23 protein-coding genes are annotated in these 24,780 nt (G+C 39.8%); 12 read left to right on the plus strand and 11 right to left on the minus strand.

Features of this window, described 5'->3' with window-relative positions; all coding sequences use genetic code 11:
• Positions 1–101: 101 nt before the first annotated feature.
• Positions 102–1,013: a DMT family transporter gene (locus LDO73_RS08845; protein WP_224061074.1), complete on the minus strand. Its 912-nt coding sequence runs from the start codon at positions 1,011–1,013 to the stop codon at positions 102–104.
• A gap of 86 nt (positions 1,014–1,099) precedes the next feature.
• Between LDO73_RS08845 and LDO73_RS08850 the strand changes: the two genes are divergently transcribed.
• Together LDO73_RS08850 and LDO73_RS08855 are read left to right on the plus strand one after the other, a co-directional pair.
• Positions 1,100–2,437 (plus strand): PLP-dependent aminotransferase family protein, encoded by a 1,338-nt coding sequence (locus LDO73_RS08850; RefSeq protein ID WP_224061075.1) that lies wholly within the window; start codon positions 1,100–1,102, stop codon positions 2,435–2,437.
• A gap of 28 nt (positions 2,438–2,465) precedes the next feature.
• On the plus strand, positions 2,466–2,957 hold the full coding sequence (locus tag LDO73_RS08855; RefSeq protein ID WP_224061076.1) for an NUDIX hydrolase: 492 nt from the start codon (positions 2,466–2,468) through the stop codon (positions 2,955–2,957).
• Here the strand turns inward: LDO73_RS08855 and LDO73_RS08860 are convergent.
• Positions 2,952–3,575 carry a LysE family translocator gene (locus LDO73_RS08860; RefSeq protein WP_224061077.1) on the minus strand — a complete coding sequence of 208 codons (624 nt, stop codon included), beginning with the start codon at positions 3,573–3,575 and terminating at the stop codon, positions 2,952–2,954. The genes LDO73_RS08855 and LDO73_RS08860 overlap by 6 nt on opposite strands.
• 202 nt (positions 3,576–3,777) lie before the next feature.
• On the opposite strand from LDO73_RS08860, the gene LDO73_RS08865 reads away from it, so the two are divergent.
• A complete protein-coding gene (locus LDO73_RS08865) occupies positions 3,778–4,653 on the plus strand; it encodes a LysR substrate-binding domain-containing protein (protein WP_224061078.1) in 876 nt (291 codons plus the stop codon).
• 135 nt (positions 4,654–4,788) lie between these two features.
• The gene (gene ddlA, locus LDO73_RS08870; protein ID WP_224061079.1) at positions 4,789–5,892 is read left to right on the plus strand and encodes a D-alanine--D-alanine ligase; all 1,104 of its coding nucleotides are present in this window, start codon (positions 4,789–4,791) and stop codon (positions 5,890–5,892) included.
• Between the two features lie 70 nt (positions 5,893–5,962).
• Here the strand turns inward: ddlA and LDO73_RS08875 are convergent, their stop codons facing one another.
• Positions 5,963–6,751 (minus strand): GNAT family N-acetyltransferase, encoded by a 789-nt coding sequence (locus LDO73_RS08875; protein WP_224061080.1) that lies wholly within the window; start codon positions 6,749–6,751, stop codon positions 5,963–5,965.
• 567 nt (positions 6,752–7,318) lie between these two features.
• Between LDO73_RS08875 and LDO73_RS08880 the strand changes: the two genes are divergently transcribed.
• Positions 7,319–8,203, plus strand: a complete 885-nt coding sequence (locus LDO73_RS08880) for an acyl-CoA thioester hydrolase/BAAT C-terminal domain-containing protein (RefSeq protein WP_224061081.1) — start codon at positions 7,319–7,321, stop codon at positions 8,201–8,203.
• Positions 8,204–8,251: 48 nt separating this feature from the next.
• On the opposite strand, the gene LDO73_RS08885 is transcribed toward LDO73_RS08880, so the two are convergent.
• Positions 8,252–9,034, minus strand: coding sequence for a GNAT family N-acetyltransferase (locus LDO73_RS08885; RefSeq protein WP_224061082.1), 783 nt, complete (start codon positions 9,032–9,034; stop codon positions 8,252–8,254).
• A 118-nt stretch (positions 9,035–9,152) separates the two neighbouring features.
• On the opposite strand from LDO73_RS08885, the gene yqfB reads away from it, so the two are divergent.
• Complete coding sequence (yqfB, locus tag LDO73_RS08890) at positions 9,153–9,482, plus strand: N(4)-acetylcytidine aminohydrolase (protein WP_224061083.1); 330 nt, start codon at positions 9,153–9,155, stop codon at positions 9,480–9,482.
• On the opposite strand, the gene LDO73_RS08895 is transcribed toward yqfB, so the two are convergent.
• The gene (locus LDO73_RS08895; RefSeq protein ID WP_224061084.1) at positions 9,462–10,349 is read right to left on the minus strand and encodes a LysR family transcriptional regulator; all 888 of its coding nucleotides are present in this window, start codon (positions 10,347–10,349) and stop codon (positions 9,462–9,464) included. The genes yqfB and LDO73_RS08895 overlap by 21 nt on opposite strands.
• A gap of 108 nt (positions 10,350–10,457) precedes the next feature.
• Here LDO73_RS08895 and LDO73_RS08900 point away from each other — a divergent pair, with 108 nt between their 5' ends.
• Complete coding sequence (locus tag LDO73_RS08900) at positions 10,458–11,381, plus strand: DMT family transporter (RefSeq protein WP_224061085.1); 924 nt, start codon at positions 10,458–10,460, stop codon at positions 11,379–11,381.
• A 45-nt stretch (positions 11,382–11,426) separates the two neighbouring features.
• Here the strand turns inward: LDO73_RS08900 and LDO73_RS08905 are convergent, their stop codons facing one another.
• From LDO73_RS08905 to LDO73_RS08915, 3 genes are all read right to left on the minus strand, one after another.
• Complete coding sequence (locus tag LDO73_RS08905) at positions 11,427–12,416, minus strand: D-cysteine desulfhydrase (protein WP_224061086.1); 990 nt, start codon at positions 12,414–12,416, stop codon at positions 11,427–11,429.
• Between the two features lie 15 nt (positions 12,417–12,431).
• Positions 12,432–13,859, minus strand: a complete 1,428-nt coding sequence (locus tag LDO73_RS08910; RefSeq protein WP_224061087.1) for a Na+/H+ antiporter NhaC family protein — start codon at positions 13,857–13,859, stop codon at positions 12,432–12,434.
• A 200-nt stretch (positions 13,860–14,059) separates the two neighbouring features.
• The gene (locus LDO73_RS08915) at positions 14,060–14,620 is read right to left on the minus strand and encodes a GNAT family N-acetyltransferase (RefSeq protein WP_224061088.1); all 561 of its coding nucleotides are present in this window, start codon (positions 14,618–14,620) and stop codon (positions 14,060–14,062) included.
• A 176-nt stretch (positions 14,621–14,796) separates the two neighbouring features.
• On the opposite strand from LDO73_RS08915, the gene LDO73_RS08920 reads away from it, so the two are divergent.
• Positions 14,797–15,639: an AraC family transcriptional regulator gene (locus LDO73_RS08920; protein WP_224061163.1), complete on the plus strand. Its 843-nt coding sequence runs from the start codon at positions 14,797–14,799 to the stop codon at positions 15,637–15,639.
• On the opposite strand, the gene LDO73_RS08925 is transcribed toward LDO73_RS08920, so the two are convergent.
• Positions 15,636–16,535: a LysR family transcriptional regulator gene (locus tag LDO73_RS08925; protein ID WP_224061089.1), complete on the minus strand. Its 900-nt coding sequence runs from the start codon at positions 16,533–16,535 to the stop codon at positions 15,636–15,638. The two genes, LDO73_RS08920 and LDO73_RS08925, sit on opposite strands and share 4 nt — an antisense overlap.
• A gap of 107 nt (positions 16,536–16,642) precedes the next feature.
• Between LDO73_RS08925 and LDO73_RS08930 the strand changes: the two genes are divergently transcribed.
• The 3 genes from LDO73_RS08930 to LDO73_RS08940 all read left to right on the plus strand — a co-directional run bounded on the left by LDO73_RS08930 (position 16,643) and on the right by LDO73_RS08940 (position 20,876).
• On the plus strand, positions 16,643–17,827 hold the full coding sequence (locus LDO73_RS08930; protein ID WP_224061090.1) for an MFS transporter: 1,185 nt from the start codon (positions 16,643–16,645) through the stop codon (positions 17,825–17,827).
• A gap of 76 nt (positions 17,828–17,903) precedes the next feature.
• Positions 17,904–18,968, plus strand: coding sequence for a bifunctional DNA-binding transcriptional regulator/O6-methylguanine-DNA methyltransferase Ada (gene ada / locus LDO73_RS08935; RefSeq protein ID WP_224061091.1), 1,065 nt, complete (start codon positions 17,904–17,906; stop codon positions 18,966–18,968).
• 501 nt (positions 18,969–19,469) lie between these two features.
• Positions 19,470–20,876 (plus strand): PLP-dependent aminotransferase family protein, encoded by a 1,407-nt coding sequence (locus LDO73_RS08940; protein WP_224061092.1) that lies wholly within the window; start codon positions 19,470–19,472, stop codon positions 20,874–20,876.
• A 98-nt stretch (positions 20,877–20,974) separates the two neighbouring features.
• Here the strand turns inward: LDO73_RS08940 and ydeE are convergent, their stop codons facing one another.
• On the minus strand, positions 20,975–22,168 hold the full coding sequence (gene ydeE / locus LDO73_RS08945) for an efflux MFS transporter YdeE (protein WP_224061093.1): 1,194 nt from the start codon (positions 22,166–22,168) through the stop codon (positions 20,975–20,977).
• Between the two features lie 263 nt (positions 22,169–22,431).
• Entirely contained in the window at positions 22,432–23,232 is an 801-nt protein-coding gene (locus LDO73_RS08950; protein WP_224061094.1) for a helix-turn-helix transcriptional regulator, read from the minus strand.
• Between the two features lie 102 nt (positions 23,233–23,334).
• On the opposite strand from LDO73_RS08950, the gene LDO73_RS08955 reads away from it, so the two are divergent.
• Positions 23,335–24,753, plus strand: a complete 1,419-nt coding sequence (locus LDO73_RS08955; RefSeq protein ID WP_224061095.1) for an MFS transporter — start codon at positions 23,335–23,337, stop codon at positions 24,751–24,753.
• Positions 24,754–24,780 lie beyond the last annotated feature (27 nt).

Genomic DNA, 24,780 nt, shown 5'->3' on the forward strand with positions numbered 1-24,780 from the left:
TCCTAATCGTGATATTGAGGGTAAATTAATGAAATTGCCTCAGCATTACCATAAACCAAAGTTAAACCTTAATTTTCCGTTAAGGTTAGTTATTTCAATGTTTAACGTGAGAAACGTTTTGAACCTACGACACTCAGAATGACGCCAAGCGTAGACATTATCATAACGCTATTAATTGTTTCATTAAGTAGCCAAGCGGAAAGCACTAAACCAATAAACGGTTGTAATAATTGCAATTGACTGACGCCTGAAATTCCGCCTTCAGCCAGCCCTCGGTACCAAAAAAAGAAACCAATTAGCATACTAAATATAGAGACATAACCTAGGCCCATCCATGCTTCAAATGGAACAGTAGAAAACGTGGGTGGTAAGCGCAACATACTGAATATCAGCATGACAGGTAACGCTAAAACTAACGCCCAGCAAATCACCTGCCAACTCCCTAATGATTTTGAAAGTACAGCGCCTTCTGCGTAGCCCAATCCACAGACAATCACGGCAATGACCATATATAAGTCACCTTGCCATGCGTGAGTAGCTCCTTGAAGAATTGCGAAGCCGATTACAAATAAACTTCCCATGACTGAAAACAACCAAAACAATTTGTGAGGGCGCTCGCCTGCTCGTAAAACGCCGAATAAAGCGGTAGACAAAGGAAGCAGTCCTAAATATACAATGGAGTGAGATGAGCTAATGTACTGTAATGCAACCGCAGTTAAGAATGGAAAGCCGAGCACCACACCAAATGTCACGATAAGAAGAGGAATCAACTTTTGTCTTGCTGGAATTTTTTGGCGTAAAACTATCAAAACAATCAGAGCCAAAATCCCAGCGATGGTAGCCCGTAGAATGGTCAAATAATCGGGCGAAAACCCACTGATAGCCAGTTTGGTTGCGGGAAGTGAGCCACTAAAAATAGCAACGCCAATAAAGCCACTGATCCAACCGCGAGTAGTATGAGAGGGATCCGTTATGGAAATGCTGCTCGATGCTAATGATTTACTTTGATTCATAATTGACCGTTATTATTTGTAATTGAGTTTTGCTAAGCTAATCGACATAATCATGACAATCAAAAAATTGTCATAGGTACAATTTCATGACACAGAATCGTTATAAGCAGTATGTTGACTTGCTTTCAGCGCAAATCATGAGTGGTGAATTGAAAGCGGGAGCTCGTTTACCTACACATCGCCATTTTGCGGAAAAATCAGGCATTTCATTAGTCACAGCTTCGCGGGTATACCGAGAGCTTATTGAGCGGGGCTTGATAATCGGGGAAACTGGACGAGGCACCTTTGTTCGAGACATCAATCTATTGCCTAAGTTAAGTATTGAGCAAGATGTCGCTAAAAATACATTAGATCTGAATTTCAGTTATCCGATTGCGAAAGAACAAACCAAATTATTACGGGAATCGTTACGGGAAATAGCAGTTGGCGGTGATTTAGAAGGAATTCTTTATTATCAACAACATACAGGGCGAGAGCATGAAAGACAGACGGTCGCTAAATACTTAAAACAGCGAGGATTAACGCATGCAACGGCAGATACCGTAGCTTTAGTCAGTGGTGGGCAACATGGTTTAGCAACCATCATTTTAGGTATGTTCAGCCCTGGGGATATTATTGCCGTCGATGCATTAACTTACCCGGGGTTTAAGGCTCTTGCAAAAATTTACCATTTAGAACTGATATCTGTGCCTACGGCAGAAAATGGTCCAAACTTACAAGCGTTGGATAAGCTATGCCAACAGAGAAAAATTCGAGCCTACTATGCGATGCCGACACTGCATAATCCGCTAGGCTGGGTGATGAGCTTATCGGAACGTAAAAAGCTGGTGGGGCTAGCCAAACGGCACCAATTTTTCTTAATTGAAGACGGTTCTTATGCCTTTTTACAGCGGCCAGCGGTTGTGCCATTAGCAACGCTGGCACCTGAAATTACATTTTATACAACAGGTTTTTCGAAGAATATTGCAACGGGATTACGTGTTGGTGCGGTACTGGCACCACAACAATATATTGAGAATATCGAGCGTATTATCCGAATTACAACATGGAATACACCGGCAATAACCACTGCTATCCTCTGTGATTGGATTGAAAAAGGTGAGGTCGATAGCATTGAAAGAGATAAGCGACGGGATGCAAAAATACGGCAAGCAATAGTCCAGAAAATTTTTACGGATATACCCTATATTGCGCATCCTGCAAGCTACTTTGTTTGGTTACCATTACCTGATGGCGTACGCGCAGATGCAGTAGTCCGTGAATTAAAAAAGCAAAATATAGCAATTAGTAGCGCAGAGTCTTACAGCACATCAAACTCAGTACCGCAGGCGTTAAGAATAGCAATTAGTACCTTATCCCATGAAGAACTGGCGGTGGCAATAGAAGCGATTAGGCGCGTTGTATTGTATTTAATTGATTTATAAAGATGATAAGTATAAAGGAATAAAAACAGTGGAACATATCAAACACTTTACAGCGACAGCGATGATCTGTAATACCCGTGGGGAATTTCTATTACATGAGCACCCTAAGCTAGGTATCTGGCTACCGCCTGGTGGCCATATTGATCCGAATGAAGAACCGCAAGATACCGTTGTTCGTGAAGTGTTTGAAGAAACAGGCTTACAGTGCCGAGTGATTGATTGTCGCTATCCGTTACACTCAAAGGTCAATGATTCAAAAAATACTCTCTCTTTACCAATTCCTTTAGCTATTTTAAAAGAATTCATTGCAGATAAACGCCAAGGAGATCATTGGCATATCGATATGGTTTATCTTTGTGAGCTAATAGACGAAGAAACCCAATGCAATGCGGATTTTCATTGGGTTTCTCTGAATAAAATGAATGAGTTAAACCTTCCTAAAGATGTGTATGAACTCGCTATTATGGTGAATGAATATTTTCAAAATGGTTCGGCTCATTCGAAATGCATTCAGTCATGACGAAATATTAAAGAAGAGCAAAGAGATGCCTAGAATAATTAATAAAGCACCGATAACTCTATCCATAGTGAATTGATATTTTAAGATTTTATTTCTAATCAACGGTGCCGCAAAAAATAGAGCAATTAAACTAAACCAAACCCAATGTGCAAAAGAAATAAATAATCCATAGCTGAAGTTGAGCCATTGAGAATTACCAGCTTGGATCACTTGGGTGTAGACCGAAACAACGAAAAACATCGTTTTAGGATTAAGTGCATTGGTTAAAAAACCCATTTTAAATGCAGAAAATGAAGAGGGAGTTGATGCCGGATTAAGGTTATCACTGGCGTTAATTGCTGTTTTATTTGTTAAGGATTTAAAACCGATATACACCAAGTAAGCGACGCCAAGGAGTTTAACTGCCATAAATAATGTGGGAGAGCTCATAATGATTAGAGTCACACCAAAAATGGTATACAGCACATGCACTTGTACTCCAGCAGCAATACCAAGAGCGCTGAGTAGACCCGTTTTGGTGCCATAAGAGTAGCTATTTCTGGTAACCATAGCGAAATCGGGACCGGGGCTAATAACCGCCAAAATAGTAATGGTGGCAACAGCGATAATTTCATTCATAGTAAGATCCTAATGGTAATAAAAACTGACTTAATTTCTGGGTGATAAATAGATTTAATTAATTTGAGATGTTGATTATCAATAGATTGCAGATAGAGAAAAAGCGATTTATTCTCAATAAAATCTGTCAGTTTTTGTTACCTATTTAATTGTGAAGGTACTCATTTTACAAGCCCCTTAATTTTATGAAGACATTAATTCTATGAAACTGCCACCATTAACATCGTTACGTTTTTTTGATGTTACTGCGCGCTATGAAAGCATTATTAAAGCCGCGCAAGAGCTGCATGTAACGCACAGTGCCATTAGTCGCCAGATAAAACTACTGGAAGAGCATCTCGGTGTTCTACTGTTTGAACGGCGTAATCGAGCTATTTTTTTGACAGAAGAAGGTAAATTGTTATTTCAAACGACAACGTACTTATTCCAACAACTGTCTGATACGGTTGAAAAAATTACGCAGCGGCCCCATAACCAAGTAGTTAGCTTGTCATGTGAACCGACCATTGCAATGAAGTGGCTGATCCCGCGTTTAACCGATTTTTACCAGCAATACCCTGAAATTACGGTGCATTTGATCGCCGCAGGTGGTCCCATTGATTTTAATAAGGCGGGGGTCGATCTTGCTCTTCGACGTAATGATTTCACTTGGGATGACAATGTTTATGCGAAGAAAATATGTGCAGAATGGATGGGCATTATCAAGAAAAATGATAGCCAACCCTATCATGAGATGAACTTGCTTGTTCCAGCCTCGCGACCAAATGTTTGGCGTACATGGCAAGCCCGCAGTGGCATCAATTTACAACATAATAAACAAATTAATTTCGAACATTTCTACCTATGTTTGCAGGCCGCATTAGCTGGACAGGGCGTCGCTATCGCATCTTTCCTAATGGTTGCTGATGAAATTAAAACACAACAATTAATGGCCCCAGAAGGGTTTATTGAAGATGGCTCGGCATACTATTTACTTTCACCTAAAGAAATAAAAACGGATACTCCCGCGGCCATTTTTATGGAGTGGTTAGAAACAATCGTGAATCAAAGCCTGTTGTTAACTCAGCAATCGGCATAAAATGTGTATAATTTTAAGGGTTTGGTCATTTAATCACCGAACCTACTTGCATAGTGAAGTTTTTATGCCCTAACTATTTCGCTGCGTGCTATATTTCCCACAATCGTTTTTGATGTCTTTATGTTGGAGTAAATAATGAGCAAAATTCGGGTTGGTGTCATTTTTGGTGGTAAATCCACTGAGCATGAAGTTTCGTTGCAATCAGCTAAAAATATTATTAATGGATTAGATCGTAGTAAGTTTGATGTTTGCCTTATTGGTATCAATAAAGAAGGGCAATGGCATGAATATGATGAAGCGAACTTCCTGTTACATGGCGATGATCCCGCTCATATCGCGTTAAATACTCCAAAGCGTAGCATTGCAGTTGTTCCGGGCAAACAAAGTGAACAATTCATTTCTCTAGAAGATGCGAAACCTCTTCCACAAATTGATGTCATTTTCCCAATTGTCCACGGTAACTTAGGTGAAGATGGTTCTTTACAAGGTTTACTGCGTATGGCGAACCTACCGTTTGTTGGACCGGGTGTTCTAGGCTCATCTGCTTGCATGGATAAAGATGTCACCAAACGCCTTTTAAGGGATGCAGGGTTGCATATTGCGCCATTTATTACACTATTGAAAAGCGGTCGTGACGAAATCAGCTACACTGCAACGGTTGAGAAACTGGGCTTACCATTATTTATTAAACCAGCTAACCAAGGCTCATCGGTTGGAATTAGTAAAGTTAATAATGAAAGCGAGTTTGACGCGGCATTAGATTTTGCATTCTTATTTGACGTAAAAGTGCTGATTGAAAGCGCAGTCAAAGGGCGTGAAATCGAGTGCGCAGTGCTTGGAAATGAACATCCACTAGCTAGCCCATGTGGTGAAATCGTGCTGCATGATAGTTTCTATGCTTACCACACTAAGTATATTGATGAAAATGGCGCGTCTGTTGTTGCTCCGGCGGATTTAGCGCAAGATGTGAGTGAAAAGATCCGTGCAATTGCACTTGAAGCTTATCAAGCCTTAAACTGCAGCGGTATGTCTCGCGTTGATGTGTTCTTAACAGAATCGAATGATGTTGTGATTAATGAAATCAATACATTACCAGGTTTCACTAATATCAGTATGTATCCGAAACTATGGCAACAAGGCGGTATGACTTATCAAGAATTGATCAGTCGTTTAATTGAACTTGGGATTGAAAAATTCCAGCAAACAGCCGCATTAAAAACAGCCTGTGATGAAATTTAATCTCTGATATTTTCCTCAAGCTTTGCCGATAGCAGTTTGCTATCGGCAATATCACTATAAAGTTAGCTCATTAATTCACTGCGTTTTTGTTGCACCAAACATAATTGATGTAACGGAATAACGGCTCAAATCCAAATTTTTTATATAAATCAAATCCTGCTTCTGATGCATCTAAGAAGCAATGTTCGACTCGTTGTTGACGACAGAATGCGAGAGCATAATCAATAAGCTGAGAAGCATAGCCTTTACCCTGAAACTTAGGCTCAGTACCGATATCGTCGAAACGTGCCAATTCGCCTTCAATGGTGATCGTCATAGATGTTGCTGGCTCTCCATTGACCAATAAGACGAAATGGAATTGTGGTGCACCTTGTTGCAGGGCATCTTCGTGGTAGCGAACATACTCTTGGATCACCGTATCGTGCTCTTCAGAAAGATAGAATGCAGAAACCAATGGTTTAGCCCAAAGGGATAAATCATGGTTTGCGAGCACGATATCTACCTGATTATCAGGCAAATCGACTTCTTTTTGTTGTGACAATGTTAGCGCCATTGCTGTCGTGACGCTGTCACGTTTATAGTTAAGTGCTTCAATATCTTTGACGACTTTTGGCAACATCTCTTCAGGGATCACCAAAGTGTGATTCTTTTTCTGCGATACGAACAGGTTGTATGCTTGCATAAAAGCATGATGAGTAGAGTCGGGTTGCAGATAAATAAAATTGAACGCCGGGGAGTTTAATGGCGTTAAATAACAAATTGTATGTTGTGCAATATGGATACTGTGCTCACAAATCGAAGTCCAAAACGTCTTTTCGATCGATTGGTAATGTCGTAAATAGTAGAGCGGTATATTCATTAGTCAGTTACCTGATACAAAATGTGTTAGTCAAAATGGAGCAAATAGCAAATCTGACCCCATGTAAAATTCTGTTAACCTATTGGTAGTAAAGCTTTTGTGATCTATCTATTGATAATAACTAAACCTTTAAAATCAGCAACCGTTGCTGCAGTTGTCATCCTATCTTTGGCTTTAGATCTCACTTTTTTGCAACGCTTTCAGTGTTATTAATCAATATCTATAAAGTAAATTTGAAGATGAATTAAGGCGTTTCGTGCGATATGCAGATAGATTGTTATTTAATGCTATCTTACATTGCTCATTTACTCTATAAAATGTCATGTGAATTTATAAAAAGCTTTGTAACTCAAAGGGATTATCTTACTAATTTCTCCATTATGATAGTAGAAATAAAGAGATCGTACCTGCATAATTATGCTAAATAGCGTGACGTAAATAAGATAAATAGAGTTGTAAACGTTATATTCTTCAATATGTTTTTTTTGAAAAATAAAAGATGGCTGAGGTTACGTTAAGGTAATGCAAAAATTTATATTAGTTACTCTGTGTTTAGTGGGTTATTCCGTGTTTGCAGAATCAGCTGAAAACCCTTTTGATAGGCAAACACTAAAATACGATGATAAAGAGATCCATTATTACCTGCTTAAAAGTGACTCTAATCCCTCTAAAGAATTATTGGTATTAATCCAAGGCTCTGACTGCAAAAGTGTCATTAATAACCAAAATATGATTAAGAATTTTAGTGGTGTATTACCTAATAGTGATGTGCTTCTAGTCGAAAAAACAGGCTTAACACCTGATATAGGGCTAGATGATCCAAATGCCTTAGAAGAGAACTGCCCTGTAGAATATATGAAGAGCGACTCTTATTTTGAGAGAGTGGATAACTATATTGCTGTGCTGAACCAGTTGAAAAATCAGTATCAGCATATTGTTGTATTAGGTGGCAGTGAAGGGGCGATAGTGACGAATATTATTGCGTCTAAAGTTGATTTTATTGATGCTGCTATTTCGCTAAATGGTGGCGGACAATTTTTTATTAATGATGTGACTTACAGCATTAATAAAAGTTTACCTGCTGAAGAAGCGAAAGGTGCAATAGAAGGGTTTAACCAGTTTGCAGATGCGGTTTTGCATGATCATTTAGATGATGACCAATTTCCCAGTCATCACGGGCAAAATTGGTGGTATGAAGCTTTAACGATAGATAATAAAAAACTGCTTCAAGGTGTTCGTAAACCCCATTTAGTGATCCAAACTCTCACCGATATTAACGTGGATGTGGAAGGTTCACAAAAAATGATGAGTGAGATTAATAACCCTAATATCACGTATAAAACATATTCCTCATTGGACCATTATTTTAAAGATAGTCAGGACGCTAATCAGACGGCTGTGGTTATCGCTGATATTCAGGATTGGTATACAAAATTAAATATCAAAAAATAGATTGAATAGATGCCCAACTAAGAATTTTTAGTTGGGCATCTGGGGATTTTATTCTGAAATGTAACTGTGATATTTAAAAATCGATTTAAAACCTAGTTTTTGATAAACCGACAAACCATCGCTAGACGCCTCCAAATAGCACTGCTTGATTTTATGTTGATGACAAATCTGTAAAACATGTTTAATCAATGCAGTGGCAAATCCTTGCCTCTGGAATTCAATATCTGTACCAATATCATCTAAGCGTGCAATGTCATTATGTAACGTGAGTGTCAGTGATGAAACAGGGGCCTGTTGATTAAACAAGACAAAATGCATGATATTTATTTTCTTGTCTAACGCACGCTGATGATAGCGAATATATTCATCAATGATGGATTCGTCATTATCGTTATCAAGTTCATTGACTACGGGAAATGCAGTGATAAGCGGTTTTGACCAGTCAGAGAGATTATGATTGCTAAGCTTTATATGGTAGCCGTCTGGTAACCGATTTTCCGTTTTGGATTCATTCTCCGTAAGTTCAAATACCATCGCTGTTGATTCACCATCATCAATAAGATCATATTGTTGTATACAGTTTGAAAACTTAGGTAATTCATCGGTGTGAACAACTAAAATATAGGGCTTTGACTGTTGTTGAAACAATGTATTTGCCGCTTCAAAGCCCGTAGTAGTTGCCCCTGAACGCAAGTAGATATAATTAAAAGCGGGAGTTTTTAGCTCAGTAAAATAGGCAAGTGTATTTGGCTCTACATGATGCGTCTTTAGGCAAATAGCAGACCAAAAAATATCTTCTAATGAGTAAAAACACACTTCGTTGTGAGTCATTTTATGGTGTCCTAATAAATTAACTGAAAGTTCCTAGTCTATTGGGAAAATTGAGATTGCTGTCACTATGGTACATGGGATAGCATTTGTTGAATTAAGAGAAGATTAAGGAATATCTGTGAATAATATCCCCGAAACCATCACGTTCTTTGAGCGTTTATTACCACTGGTTGTTTCTGGTGAAAAAGTGATCACCATTCGTGATGAAAGTGAGAGTCATTATGTACCAGGCTCGATTGTCAAAGTCTATGCTTTAGAAACTGACGAGTACTACACCGATATTGAAATACTTTCTGTTGAGCCGCTAAACTACGATGATATTTCAGAGTATCACGCGACTCAAGAAGCGATGACATTAGAAACGTTGAAAGCTTTAATTCGTGAAATTTATCCAACAGAAAATTGCCTGTATGTTATTCATTATCGATTAACAACTACAAATGCTTAAATCACAATAACGGTTTTTTATTAGCTTAATAAATGCTTTTGTGGCTGGAGACGCATCACTGTAATTATTAACAGCAAAGGCAATATCCCGAGTCACGCGGGGAATTAATGGTTTGACGATAATGTTGTTAATATTTTCAGGGATTGCGAGTTGAGCCACAATCGATACGGCTTCATTTCGTGCAACCAATGAAAAAGTGCTAAGAAGTTGGCGAGTTCTAAATTGAATTTTAGGTGTCAGCTTTTGTGCAGAAAATAATCCCATCACAATTTTTCCTGAGCCGGCTTGGGTTAGGTTAAACGGGTATTCACATAACTGTTTTAATGTAACTCCATCGTAGTGAGTCAAGGGATGGCCTAGTGGTAAAATAGCCACATATTGGTCATGCTTCACAAGGAAAGTATCAAAGCGTTCATCGGGTAAGACGACCACACCAATATCTATGCGCTTTTCTAACAACCATTGAGCTACGCTCTCATCGTCTCCCTCATCAACAATAATTTCAATACTTGGGTATTGCTGACGAAAGGCCTTTAATAATGGGGGCAGAATACCCGTTGAAGATCCGGGACCAAAAGATCCTATTCGTAAAACGCCTTTCTTTAACCCATTCGTTGCTAAAGCTTCTTGCCGCATTGTTTCTTGAAGGCTCAGTATGTGTTGGGCTCGATTTAACAGCGTATTACCAATTTCTGTTAGGGTGACTTGGTTTTGCTCCCGCGTAAATAAACTGACATTGAAATCTTTTTCGAGAGATTTAATGGCATGTGAAACCGCAGATTGGGAAATATTCAAAGACATAGCCGCCAAAGTGAAACTTTTTAGCTCAGCAACACGGGTAAATATTTCCAGTTGGCTTAGTGTCATGAGTAAATGCTCATTTGATTATGATCTTGGATAACCAATAACTTATCCGTATCGAGTGATTGAGTCAATAAAATGCACAATATCTGATCTGAATGGGGCAATATAGCGATGGAATTAAAAATAACAAAAAGACAAGTTCAGCAAAAATCAGTCAATATTGTTGTTCTGAAAATGATCTGTGTCTCGATATTATGGGGAGGAACGTTCATTGCTGGTAGGGTACTACAACCCGATATATCGCCATTACTTTCCGCGACGATGCGCTTTATTTTTGCGAGCATTTCATTGGTTATTTTGTTGAGTTGTACTCGTATTGGCTGGGTAAGAGTGAATCCGCGTCAGTTTTTTCAAATTCTAATATTGGGATGCAGTGGTGTATTTGTGTATCAGGTATTTTTCTTCTATGGATTACAGATTATTCCTGCATCAAGAGCGGCATTATTAGTCGCGATTAACCCCGCAATGATTGCGTTAATTTCCTATTTATTATGGCGAGAAAAAATCACAAAAATTAAAGGGGCGGGTATTGGTTGCTGTGTATTAGGGGCAACAATATTGTTATCAGCAAAAACGTCTGATGTGAGTGGCTTTTTAACAAACCAAGGCGATCTTGCCATATTAGGCTGTGTAGTGAGTTGGGGAATTTATACTGTTGCAGGTAAAAATGTGATCCGTGAAATTGGAGCCATACATACGGTCGCTTATGCTGTGTTATTAGGAACGGCATTATTAGTTATCGCGTCAAGTATCATGGGGCAATTAACATTTGGCACAATTGCACATTTAACAAATACCGATGTTATGAGCCTGTTGTACCTTGGTATATTAGGTTCAGCACTGGCTTATATTTGGTATTACCAAGGTGTTGATCAATTAGGTGCAGCGGGTGCAGGGTCATTTATTGCACTTAATCCGTTGACTGCAGTAATAATAGGAACGCTATTTTTAAATGAGGAAATTACATTCTCTGCATTATTAGGTGGGATAGTGATTATCTTTGGGTTATGGATAACGAATAAATCTCGAGTATAAAATAGGCGCTCTATGGAAATAACTGACTCCATAGAGCGATATTTATTATTTAATGGTTTTGTTGATTTCTGAATAGGCGAAAAGGGCTTGAGCGCCGCCAGTATGCACAAATAATACCGGTGTTTTTTCAGTGGAGTTGTCTAAATAATCAATTAAACCTGCCATCGCTTTTCCCGTATAAACGGGGTCAAGAAGGATCCCTTCTTTTTGAGCTAACAGCGCTATAGCATCTAAACCACCGCGATTTGGCATGCCATACATTGGCGCGAAGAAATCATCCCAAAGTGTAATTTCAGGTATTTCTTTAATTTGCAGTAATTCTGCTAACTCATTTTGCAGTTTTTCAACTTTTGGTGCCTGATCTTGCTGTTTACGGGAAACGGTGACACCAATGAGCTGTGAAGCGGGGAGTAATTCTTGTAAGCCAATCGCTAAACCTGCATGAGTTCCCGCACTACCAGAAGCCACAATCACTTTATCAAATTCAATATTAGCAGGCTTTTGTTGGGCAATTTCAATCGCGCATTGAACATAACCTAGCGCGCCCAGACCGTTGGAGCCGCCAACAGGGACGATATAAGCATCGTGCAAGTCTAACGATTTAATTAACTCTGCCATTTGTGCTTGTGGATCGGTTAATTCATCACACATGACGCATTGAGTGCCAAATAAGTCGGTGAGTAGTTTATTACCATTATGCAGGAAATTGCTGTCTTCACTTTGAATAGGATTCTCTAATAAAGCGACACATTTTAGCCCATACATTGCTGCTACGGCAGCAGTTTGACGAACATGGTTAGATTGAATAGCTCCCGCGGTCACAATAATCTTTGCATTTTGGACTAATGCATCCGCCATTAAAAACTCAAGTTTACGCAGCTTATTTCCGCCCATTGCTAACGGCGTCATATCATCGCGTTTAATGTAGATTTCTCGACCATATAAACGCGATAAATTATCGAGTCGATTCAATGGGGTCGATGCTTTAAGCAAGTCAACTTTTGCGAATTGAGTTAATTTTTGTTGAAGAGACATCTAAATTCCCCTGTATTAATTGGTAAAGCCTAAATAGAGATAAATGGCAAGTACGAAGCTTGCTGTTACTAATGCATAAGGCATTTGAGTGCGAATATGTTCAATATGGTCACAATCAGTGGCCATGGAGGCCACAATGGCATCCGCAGAAATAGGTGAGGTCATGTCACCGAAAATAGATCCTGAAATGGCAGCTCCAATCATATATTCAATTGGCATACCGACGGATAACCCTAATTGGACACCAATCGGGATCATAATGGCAAAGGTTCCCCATGAGGTACCCGTAGCTAGCGACATAATGGCACTAATGATAAAGATAAAGCCGATAGAAAAACCAGGTGCCATAATGCCTTGGGTGACTTCAGCAATATAAGCACCAGTATTCAGTTCAGAAGACACATTTCCCATTAGGAAGGCTAAAATCATAATAGAGCTGATCTTTAACATGCTGGCATAGCCAATAAATAACTCTTTAAAGAAGTTATCGATATTTAATAGCCTTCTTCCAATAAACCAGCAAAAAGAAACTGCGGTACCGAACATAACACCCCAATAAACGGACGTTGAACCGCTCCCTTTGCTGAAATCCCCATCACCTGTGATATATAAGGCAACTGGAACCATTAAGACAGTCGAAAGAATAGGGATGAAAAAGTTTAAGGCTGAATGGGCATTTTGATGATCAATAATCTCTTCATCTTCATTTTTAAGTGAAGATTCGCTTAATTTCCCTGCCATGAAATTTTCGTGATATTTCATTTCGGCTTTTTTCATTGGTCCCCACGAAACATTGGTGAACACATAGAATAAAATGGTGGCTAATGATAGCCATGCCATTAAGTTGTAGCCGATAGATTTAATCAAAATATCGAAAGGTTCACCTGAAATAAGGCCTTGGGAAATTTGTACACCAATCAGTCCCATAATCACCGCACCCCAACCATTTATAATGGCGGATGAACAAACAGAAACGCAGGCGGTTTGAATAAGATAGGACATTTTTTCTGGGGCAACGCCATATTGTCTGGCTAAATTCTTAGTAGATGCACCTGCGACTAATTGGTTAATGGAACTTTCAATAAAAATTAAGGCAGTGATGACAATGGCGAGTAATTGCGTCGCTGTTCTATTCTTAATTAATTTTGTTTTATTTGTCAGTAACTGAACTAATGCACGAACGCCACCTGTGACGACCACTAGGCGCATTATCCCACCAATCATGACCATAAAGACGATGGTGCGAGTATTGCCAGCGGAAGAAAATGTATCGATGATGCCATCAACAGTGCCGCGAATGCCGAGTAATATATTGTGGTCATTAATGACGGTAAAACCGACTAAAATACCGAGCATTAATGAAAGCATCACCTGACGAGTGAGAATCGCCAAAAGGATAGTGACAATTGGCGTAATAATTGTCCAAATACCATAGTCGTGCATGTGTTTACCTTGAAGATTTTTATTGTATGACGTGTAGTTTGTAAGTATCAGGAAATCATAGCATTGATGGAAGTGGGCTGTCGGATATTTTCATTGTATCGCAGTAGATTGTTACAAAATCCATGCTGAAAGTCAGATAAACTGCAAGATTATGGCATTGAAGGGTACGCTATCTTTTTGAGATAGCGTACTAAGGATAATTAAACTTGTGACTGCCATTGGGTTTGAGATTGCCACTGCTGATAAGTGATACGACTAATTTCTTCTGTCTTTGTCTCGCCAATAAGCTCAATAAATTGTGGGGCTAATGTTGCGTAATATTGGAAACCGCATTTTTCTTGAGCAATTTTAGATTGTTGATTACCTTGAAAATAACCGCACCATAAATTATCCAGTTTGAGATTTTTAAATCCATGCCGCATGATTTCTCGGATAGCTTCAGGAATGAATCCTTTTCCCCAAAATGGTACACCTATCCAATAACTCACTTCCGCATCATTAGCTCCAATTGGAAAATTACTCTCTTTTCCGATAGATAAACCAATCAAGCCAATGGCTTTATTGTCCTCTTTTAATGCTACAGCAAACACGCCATCACGCATGAAAATGGATTGGATAATTTCCGCACTTTCTTCGACGCTTTGGTGAGGTGGCCAGCCTGCAATAGGGCCGATGCGCTCATCTTTTGCATAATGATAAAGGTCTGCCGCGTCAGTAATATGCCAAGGACGTAAAATTAGCCTTTGTGTATATAAAATCATGTTATTTTCTCTTCATTGCATTGATAGTTACATTGCCTATTTTAGGTATTTATTTGCTTATTATAATGGTCAAATCTCGGCAATTTGGGTACTTATGAAAACTGATATTTTGAAACAAACAGCGTAGAATAGGTCAATAAAGCTAATGGCGTGGGCGAAATGTGAGTGTGTTAAACATGAAAGAGCTGCAGGAGCATCAATCTGTATGGGAAGGAGTAGTCAGCATTGGTTCGGCGACACTGGAAGAATTGCAAAATACAGTGCTATCTCCAGATTATGTGACGCTATATATTTGTAGGCAAGGGGTTGGAATTTTCAATATTAATTTTAAGCGCTATGCCTTACGCAGAAATGAGCTCTTTGTGTTGTATGACGACACTTTTGTTATGCTACAGAAGCGTTCTCGGAATTTTATTATTGATTACATCCATATTGATAAGACGTTTGCCACAGATATTGCATTTGTTTTACCTAATTCATTGTTTGCCTATTTTAATTTTCAACCTCACTTATCGATGTCACCGGCACAATCCATACTATTTTCACATTGGTATCAGCTATTTTTATATTACCAACAAGAACGCGCGGAGTATGGGAAATTACAACTACGCCAACATTTACAAAATCTATTTTTAGAAATTGCTAATCAGGTCAATCATGCTCAATCCCATTTTTCAGATGAACGTAGCCGTAAATCACAATTATGTTGGCAATTTTGGGCATTAATAACCCAGCATTGCAAACAGCAAAGAGAGGTTAAGTTCTATGCAAATCAACTTTCGATTACACCGTTTTATTTATCGCAAATTGTGAAGGATTTCTTCAACGATCCGCCTAAGGCACTGATCGATAGGCAAGTGGTTTTAGAAATTAAAGTCTTGTTAGAGAGAGGAACGTTCACCATTCAGGGTATTGCTGATGAATTAAATTTTGAAGATACCTCGTATTTATGCCGCTATTTTAAGCGGCATACGGGTACGACATTAAGTGAATTTAGAAAACGAGTGAATAAGAATTAACTCAGATCGATTTTTGTCGAATGTTTTTTAATAAAATCAATAAAGCAGCGTAGTCTTGGTGAAACGGCTTGGTTACGATAATAAACAGCATTAATCGGCTGTTTCATTGTTACCGTTTTTTGTTCTAGCACCTTCACGAGCCCGCCATTAGCAAAAGCATCTAAGCTTACAAAATCGGCAGAAGAGAGAATGCCGGTTCCTTGCAGCGCTAAATGATGGAGTACTTCACCACTGGCGCAGGCGATATGGGGGGTAATTTTGAGTAAGCTGCCATCGGCGTTTTCGAGTGGCCAGTAATTTAATGACTCTGGCGTAGTGAAACCCAGCAAACAATGTTTGTTGAGATCCTCTATCGTTTCTGGCATTCCATATTTTTCTAAGTAAGCGGGGCTAGCAACCAACCTTTTTTGGGTATAACCCAATAGTGTTGCACTGAGTGATGAATCTTTTAACGTGCCAATTCTAAACGCGACATCTGTCTTTTTCTCTAATAGGTTTGTCACGCCTTCATAGTTATTTATTTCTAACTCAACTTGGGGATAGCGTTCATAAAATAATGGGATTAGCGGAGCGATAACATGGGTTAAAAATGGGGTAGAGGCATCAATGCGTAGCTTACCTGATGGAATCGATTGGCGAGCGGACAGCAAATCTTCAGCTTCTTGAGCTAGTCGGACTATTTCTCGCGCTTTTTGCAAAAATGCAGCACCTTCATCACTGAGTTTGATGGCGCGAGTGGTTCGGTAAAGTAGCGTGGTTTTGACTTTCTCTTCTAAACGCAATAATGCACGACTGACGGTGGATATCGTCATGCAATGCTGATCGGCTGCCGCTGTAATAGAGCCGTAATCGACCACGCTGATAAATGTTTGGAGCTCTTCTAATGTAATTTTCATTATTGCATTTCCCGCAAAAGTTATTCTCACCATAATGGGTTTTTCACCCGCTTTCAATATGGAAGAATTGCCGCCGGTCAATTGAGATTGGTTTATAAGGCATAAAAATGAGAATAAACACAGCATTGCTCGCGTTATCCGTTGGCGCATTCGCCATTGGTATTACCGAATTTTCTCCGATGGGAATGCTTCCCTATATCGCTGAAAATCTTAATGAAAGCATTCCTTCTGTCGGTGCGATTGTGGTGATTTATGCGCTGGGAGTGATGATTGGAGCACCGATCATGACGCTATTATTAGTGAGTAAGCGCCCAAAGGTTGCGTTGGTTTTTTTAATGGCGATTTTCACGGTAGGAAATTTATTATCGGGTTTAGCACCTAACTTAGTGACGCTGTCACTTTCAAGGTTGATTACTAGCCTAAATCACGGGGCATTTTTTGGTCTAGGTGCCATTGTGGCGGCCAGTGTAGTGCCTGCGGGCAAACAAGCGAGTGCAATTGCAGCGATGTTTATGGGGCTGACCATTGCAGGTATTGGTGGCGTTCCATTAGTCACCAAAATAACGCAATTAATCGGTTGGCGTGAGGCATTCTACTTAATTTCTGGTATTGGCTTGCTCACGATCGCCAGTTTAATTTTTGCTATTCCTGCGCGTTTACAAGGTAGTCAGGTTAACGTTAAAAATGAATTGCGTATTTTAAGACGCCCATTAGTGATGTTAGGTATGTTATCAACGGTACTCGGAGCAAGTGCAATGTTTACCTTGTATACGTTTATAACGCCAATGTTGATGAATTTCATTCAGGCATCAGACCAGACAATTACAATGATGTTAATGGTCATTGGGGTTGGTTTTAGTATCGGCAATTATCTTGGTGGTTATTTTGCAGATAAAAACTTATATCCAACCTTATTAACCTTGTTTGTATTATCGGCAATAAGCATGGTGATATTCCCAATCATTGCGACAAATATCGCCGGCGCGACTATTGGCTTATTATTCTGGAGTATTGTTAGCTTTGCACTCGTTCCACCCATTCAAATTTTAGTGATGAATGCGGCGGTTGGCGCACAAGCGCTAGCATCTTCGGTAAATATTGGTGCATTTAATTTGGGAAATGCCATTGGAGCGGCTGTCGGTGCGGCGATTTTATCCCATGGCTACAGCTACACGATGATGAGTTTTATGGGCGCATTATTGGCGATAGTCGGGTTTATGGTGATTCTGCTGATCGTGCGTCGAAAAAACAATGAAACACAACCTCAGAACGTGATGTGTCGTGCGAATTAAAAAGCAAGGTTTGGAGTGTTCGACATATAATAACCAGAGATACTGATCACGGTGAAATCAGTAAAGGGTAAAATATATGTCGACGAAAAATCAATGGGTCACAGATGAGCAGCGCTGGAATGCGTTGAAACTACGCGATAAAACCGCAGATGGTTATTTTGTATATGGTGTGAAAACATCGAAACTTTATAACCATCCATCCGCTGCGGGACGATTACCGAAGAGAGATAATGTGCTGTTTTTTGATAATGAGCAGCAAGCGATAGCCCAGGGGTTTCATTCGGGAAAACGTCGTCGTCATGAAATGTCACAGCAAGCCCAGTTTTATCAAGAGAAAATTGAGCTTGCTTGTCGGTATATTGAGCAAAATACCCAGAAATATACATTGGCTGAGTTAGCTGATTATGTTGGAATAAGCCCGTTTCATTTTCATCGATTATTTAAATTACAAACTGGGTTAACACCTAAAGCCTATCGCGATGCTTATCTTCATCAGAAAGTACAAACACAATTACAGGAAAATGAGCGGATCACTGATGCTATTTATGATGCGGGTTTCCATTCGAATAGCCGTTTCTATGAAACAGCTAATTCGAGATTGGGCATGACACCGACAGCGTGGAAATCAGGTGGTGAAGGGAGCCAAATCTATTTTGCTCTGGCTGTTTGCTCGCTAGGAAATGTACTCGTTGCACAAAGTCCGATAGGCATTTGTGCAATTTTATTCGGAGATGACCCTGAGCAATTGCTAAATAACTTACAAGATAAATTTCCCTATGCTCAGTTGATTGGTGGAAATAAAGCATTCGACCAAGTGGTTTCTAAAGTTATTGGGTTTATTGAAGCCCCAGAAATAGGTTTTGATCTTCCTTTGGATATTCGAGGAACCGCATTTCAGCAACGAGTGTGGCAAGTGTTAAGAAACATCCCTGTTGGAAAAACGGTGAGCTATCGTGAAATCGCAGAAAAGATGGGTGCACCTAAATCGTTTAGGGCAGTGGCGAATGCATGTGGTGCGAACATGCTAGCGGTAGCGATTCCATGCCATCGAGTAGTAAGAACGGATGGTGGATTATCAGGATATCGCTGGGGGATCGATCGCAAGCGGGCATTATTACTAAAAGAATCTGCAAAAAAATAATAAGGTCTATTTTGAAAAAGAATAAAGCTGCGCCAATATCGCTATTGTCGCAGCAATTTTTAATATAGAAACCATATATATTCTCTAATTAGATAGTTAGTTTGGAAGTTAAAATTATCTTTTCTATTTATTATAGTGAGCGGTTTCTGTTTTATATCCTTCAAAAATTAATTTAATTAAAAATTTCTTTGTTTTTTTAAATAAAAAATTATATTTTTTGGTTTTTATATTTTTCATGTTTTTTCCTTATAAATAATGAGATTACCAACCGAAAGATGAATATGATTGGTTGAGCTAATATAAATTTAGGGTATGGTTTGCCCTTTATGTTTTTTTCATATTCCATAAATAAAATCCTATTGCTGTATTTTGTTTATTTAGCTTCGCATGAGGCATTGACTTAAAAAAGTGACAGATCTGTTTTTTTGCAAAATACAGATCATCTCAACGAAATCTGTATTACATTACAGATACGGGATTCGATTTAAGGAAATGAGTGCGATGCTTTATAAACAAATAGCCCAAATGCTGCAGAGCAAAATCCATCGAGGGGAGTTTCTTGGTGGGGAGAAAATGCCGTCAGTACGAGATATTAGTCGCTGCCATGATGTGAGCATTACCACGGCTCAACTAGCTTATCGTGAATTGGAACGGTGTCAGCTCATTTATGCAGTACCGAAATCGGGTTATTTTGTGATCCCTGAAAAGGCCACGGCGCAATTGCCTAAAGTGGCTAACTATATTCAAAAGCCTGTGCATATTGATAAATGGAATCCGACGATGGACTTCCTGCGTGTTGAAGAGCGTGCAGGGGTCACATCATTATCGTGTGCAGTACCTAATATTGCAGATAAAACCTTAGAACCATTATGGCAAGAAATGAATATGGTGGCGCGTCGCCGTAATCCGCTAACACTTGAGTATGATAGCTTACAAGGGTTAGCCGCACTCAGGGAGCAGATCTATCATGTGTCCGATTATCGCCAGTCATTTACCCCTGATGATATCGTGACAACCACCAGCGCCCATCAATCAATTTCTATTGCAATTCAAGCATGTACCCAAGCTAATGATGTGGTTGCTGTTGAATCACCGACGTTTCCCGGATTACTGCAAACGCTTTATGGGCTGGGTCGTAAAATCATCGAAATTCCCGTTGATCCCCAAACAGGAATTAACTTGGATAGGTTAGAAGAAGCTTTCCAATGTTGGCAGGTCAAAGCGGTAGTGGTCACGCCGACATGCAATAACCCGATGGGCAGTATTATGCCGGAAAAGAATAAGCAAAGGTTGCTCGAGATGACTAATCAATATCAAGGTACGGTTATTGAGAATGATTGTTTAGCGCCTCTTGCATATGCCTATCCGCGTCCTTCAACGATCCAATCTCTGGATGCGGAAGGTCATGTGATTCTGTGCAGTTCATTTTCTAAAACCGTTGCACCGGGAACGCGGACGGGGTGGATAATTCCCGGTAAATACAAAGAGAAAGTTATGCACTTAAAATACTTATCGCATTGTTCTGGCGAAGTTTTTATGCAGCAAGTGATGAGTAATTTCTTAAAGGAAGGGCACTATTTTTTGCATTTACGCCGAATGCGTCAGCAATATCGAGAATTACAGTGCCAATATCGGGAATTAGTTGAAACGCATTTTCCTGCCAATACTCGAATTTCAAGGCCTCAAGGTGGATTTTCATTATGGGTCGAGCATCCGGCAGCAGATACTGCGAAATTGATGGATATTTTACATCGCAATAAAGTGACGGTATTGACGGGAGCCCACTTTGCTACAGGCGATTGCTACCCAAACCACCTGCGTATTAACTATGCATTAGAGTTGATCCCAAGACGGCGCAATGCGATAAAAATTCTCGGAGAAACCTTAAAAATGAGTATGTTGAAATAGGGTGTTGAAATAGAAAAAAGAAACCCGCTAATATAGCTATTAGCGGGTAATTAAACATAAGGAACATTATTTATACAGCAGACTACGTTTACTGCGGTTTATATTGTCAATGCGAGAGTTTGTTTATTTTTAATTCGCATGCCGTTAAGCATACTTAACCATGCCAGTACTGTCATCACCATTAAGATAATAAAGATAAAATACGGAGGAAGTTCAGTTAGAACGAAGCCCGTCATCATTGGGTTAAAGGCCCCGCCAAGTAATCCCAAAGCCTGAGCAGAAAAATAGCTGGATTTCATGCCTTCAGGGGCAATGCTGTCAATTAACATATATTCCCCCGGTGCGTAAATCAGTTCTCCTAACGTAAAAATAAATGAGCCTAACGCCCATAAATAGAGGTTATCTCCAGAGCCCATAAAGACCGCTAACCCCCCTAAAAAGAATACGCTACCAATGGTCATTAAGCGTCTTAAGTTATCCTGCGTAATGCGTTTGCCCACCGTATATTGTAGTGTCACAACGACGACGGCATTGACAGGTAAGATCACGCCAATCACCGCTTGTGCAAAGTCACTGTTAGCAACGGTGATCACATATTGGGAGATCCACGTGGTAAAAGAACCAAAAACGAGTGAGCCGAGAAAAGTGGAGAGAATAAACCAAGCTAATGCACGGTCGTGGAACATCGCTTTGGGGTTCCATACCCGAGGTTGGCCATCAACATGGCTAGCAGGTTTGGTGCTTTGAACAAACCGATGAATGAAAAAGATTGGGGCGGCGGCGGATACGGCTGCCAGCCAAAAAGGTAAATTAATGCTGTACATTAATAACCATGTGCCCATTGGTGGTCCTACTGTCCAGCCGATATTAATAAAGGTGTAGTTGAGCGAAAACACTTTGGTTTTTAAGGATAATGACAAGGTATCCGCAAAATAACCTTTTAAAACAGTTGAAAAAACAGAATAAGAGCAGTTAATCAGTGAGAAAAATATAATCACCAATAGTGCATTGTTCATGAGCGGAATTGCGATAAATCCACAAATAAACGCTACCACGGCAATAAGCATGCAGCGTTTTTTGTCGACTTTATCCGCCAGCATGCCAAACCCCATGCTGAATAATACGCCCATGGTTAAGGCGATGGTCATGGCAACACCAACGATATCGATCGCCATATGGTATTGTCGAGTCAGATATATCGCCATAAATGGTAATGTGGCACCGCGCCCGATGGTTAAGAGCAGCGAAGACGCGAGCAGGGCAGAATTAGAGATATTGGATTTAGAAAACATGGCTCACGACCTAAGAGGGCTATATTTTTATAAAAACGACTGTTATAAAAACGATTGTTATAAAAATGTTTTATGTAATTTTGTTATATAAAATACATAAAATTACAGCGCCAAGAAACGGGTTATTAGGGTGGGAAATTAAAACAATATTTTGATCATGCTATTGTGCCATTACCAATCAATTATCTGGCTAAAGATAATCGGGGCATAGATAGTAGAGTTATCTGCTATCAGCTTAACTGCATAAAAAATCAATTAATTATTTACTCATCATCCGATTTAATCGGCATATAAACCAACAGTCGATTACCTTTCTCAATATCAAAAGTCAGTGAGGTGTAATCATATTGCTGAGAGCGACCTTGATAAATAATATCTCGGATTCCAGTACACGGCTGGTAAATCTCATGGCGGTGCCATAAATCATAGAATATCGATGATTCTGAGCTTAACGTATCAATGAGTTTTTTAATATTTGGATCGTTTTTTGTGCGTGCATAATCTCGGCGAAAACTGGCTAATAGTTGCTGCGCAACCTGTGACCAGTTTGCAAATCGCTCTTGATAGCGAGGATCCATAAACAATAAATACAAAAAGTTACGGTAGTAAGGTTCAGTTTGCGAAAAATGAAAATACTCGTCTGCTTGTGAGTTATAGGCCAATACATCCCAGTGCAGATTGAGCACATAGCATAAATAGTGATTAGGAAAATCTGCGATTAATCGTGAAATTGCAGGAGGAACTGTATGCTCAGTATTAGCGGAGGCGCTAGGTTCACGGTTTTGAGTGAGCAGATATAAATGTTGGCGTTCTGCGCTATTTAAACGTAATGCCTGAGAAAGACTGTCTAAAAATTGATTAGATACGCCAATTTCACGCCCTTGTTCTAGCCATGTATACCAAGTAAGCCCGACTCCAGCTAATGCGGCAACTTCCTCTCGGCGTAGCCCTGGAGTACGGCGGCGTGTGGAGCAGGGTAATCCTACCAGTTCTGGCGATACGCTTTCTCGTTTGTTTTTTAGAAAATTGGCAAGTTCAGGGCGAGTTCGTTGTCTATTTTTCATAGCCTAATACTTTTAGTGATAGTATAAGTTGTTAAATTGTAACAGGATAATAGGTTGATTATAGTCCTCATTTATTCATCTGTCTTGGTTAATGAGTGTAATATGAATCAACAGCAAAAAGCGGCATTGGGTGTTTTACTATTGGCCGGTTTTGTCACTATCTTCGATCTGTTTGTGGTGAATGTGGCAATCGTGAGTATCGAAAAATCGTTAAATGCTAATTTGACAGAATTAACGTTAATTATTGTCGGTTATGAGCTAGCTTTCGGTTTACTGCTGATTACGGGGGGACGACTGGGGGATATTTTTGGTAAGCGAACGCTATATCGGGTAGGGATGTTTTGGTTTGTATTTTCATCATTATTATGTGCGATTGCGCCGACTGCTTTATTACTCGTCGCAGCACGTCTTATTCAAGGATTATCTTCCGCGCTACTTTTCCCGCAGGTGTATTCCAGCATTCGGATTAACTTTACAGAAAACCAAGCCAAAAAAGCATTTGGTTATTTGGGTATGACATTAGGTTTAGCAGCAATTGCGGGTCAGGCATTGGGCGGTTGGTTAATTACGCTTGATGTTTGGGGGATGGGATGGCGAACTATTTTTCTGGTTAATTTACCGATTGGTATTATTGCATTATGGCTTTCAGGTTATTTACTCGAAGGGGATAAACTGCAAGTTAATCTCGATTGGTTAGGCGTGATGCTATCGAGTGCTGGTATTGGTTGTAGCTTGTTGCCGTTTTTAATGCTGCCAGTATGGGGTTGGAATATGCTGAGCAGCGGGTTATTCGTAGTGGGTTGTTTGATTTTAGGCGGGTTTGCTTATTACGAAATTCAGCGAGAAAAACGCCAATTAACACCTTTATTCAGTATGCGAATTTTGCTCAATATGCCTTTTGTTATTGGGCTAATGGTCGTCATGAGCGTGTACGCAACATCATCGGCATTTCCTTTGTTACTCTCTATTGTGCTACAAAATGGATTTGGATTAACACCGCTTAGTGCAGGGCTGGTGTTTGTTCCTTCCAGTATTGGATTTGTTGTATCGTCATTTTTGACGCCAAAATGGGTTTATCGTTGGGGAGATAAAACCCTGTTATGGGGAGCTATTCTGTATGGGGCAAGCTATCTTTTGTTGATTGTGGCGTTAAGTGGTGGTCAATTTGGTGCCGGAATTTGGGCGTTATCACCCATTTTATGTGTGATTGGCTTTACTCAAGGCATGATCATGACGCCAATGCTTAATTTAGTCCTTTCCAAAGTGTCTCAGCGAGAAACGGGAATGGCATCAGGTTTGACAGCGACACTCCAGCAAATAGGTGCAGCTGTTGGTGCGACGGTTGCTTCGGTGATCTTACAGTATGGATTGATTCATTTCGACGATGGAAACTCTCTAGAAACTTTACGTCAAGCAACATGTTTAAGCTTGAGTTTCAATGTGTTAATGGCGGTATGTGCGGCGTTTTTGCTGAAGTGGTTGGTCGCGGAAGTGAACTACAAACCCTGTTCGAGTCATTAAAAAAGAGCGCAAGGGAATGCGCTCTTT

The organism is Providencia alcalifaciens (assembly GCF_915403165.1).
Taxonomy (GTDB): domain Bacteria; phylum Pseudomonadota; class Gammaproteobacteria; order Enterobacterales; family Enterobacteriaceae; genus Providencia; species Providencia alcalifaciens_C.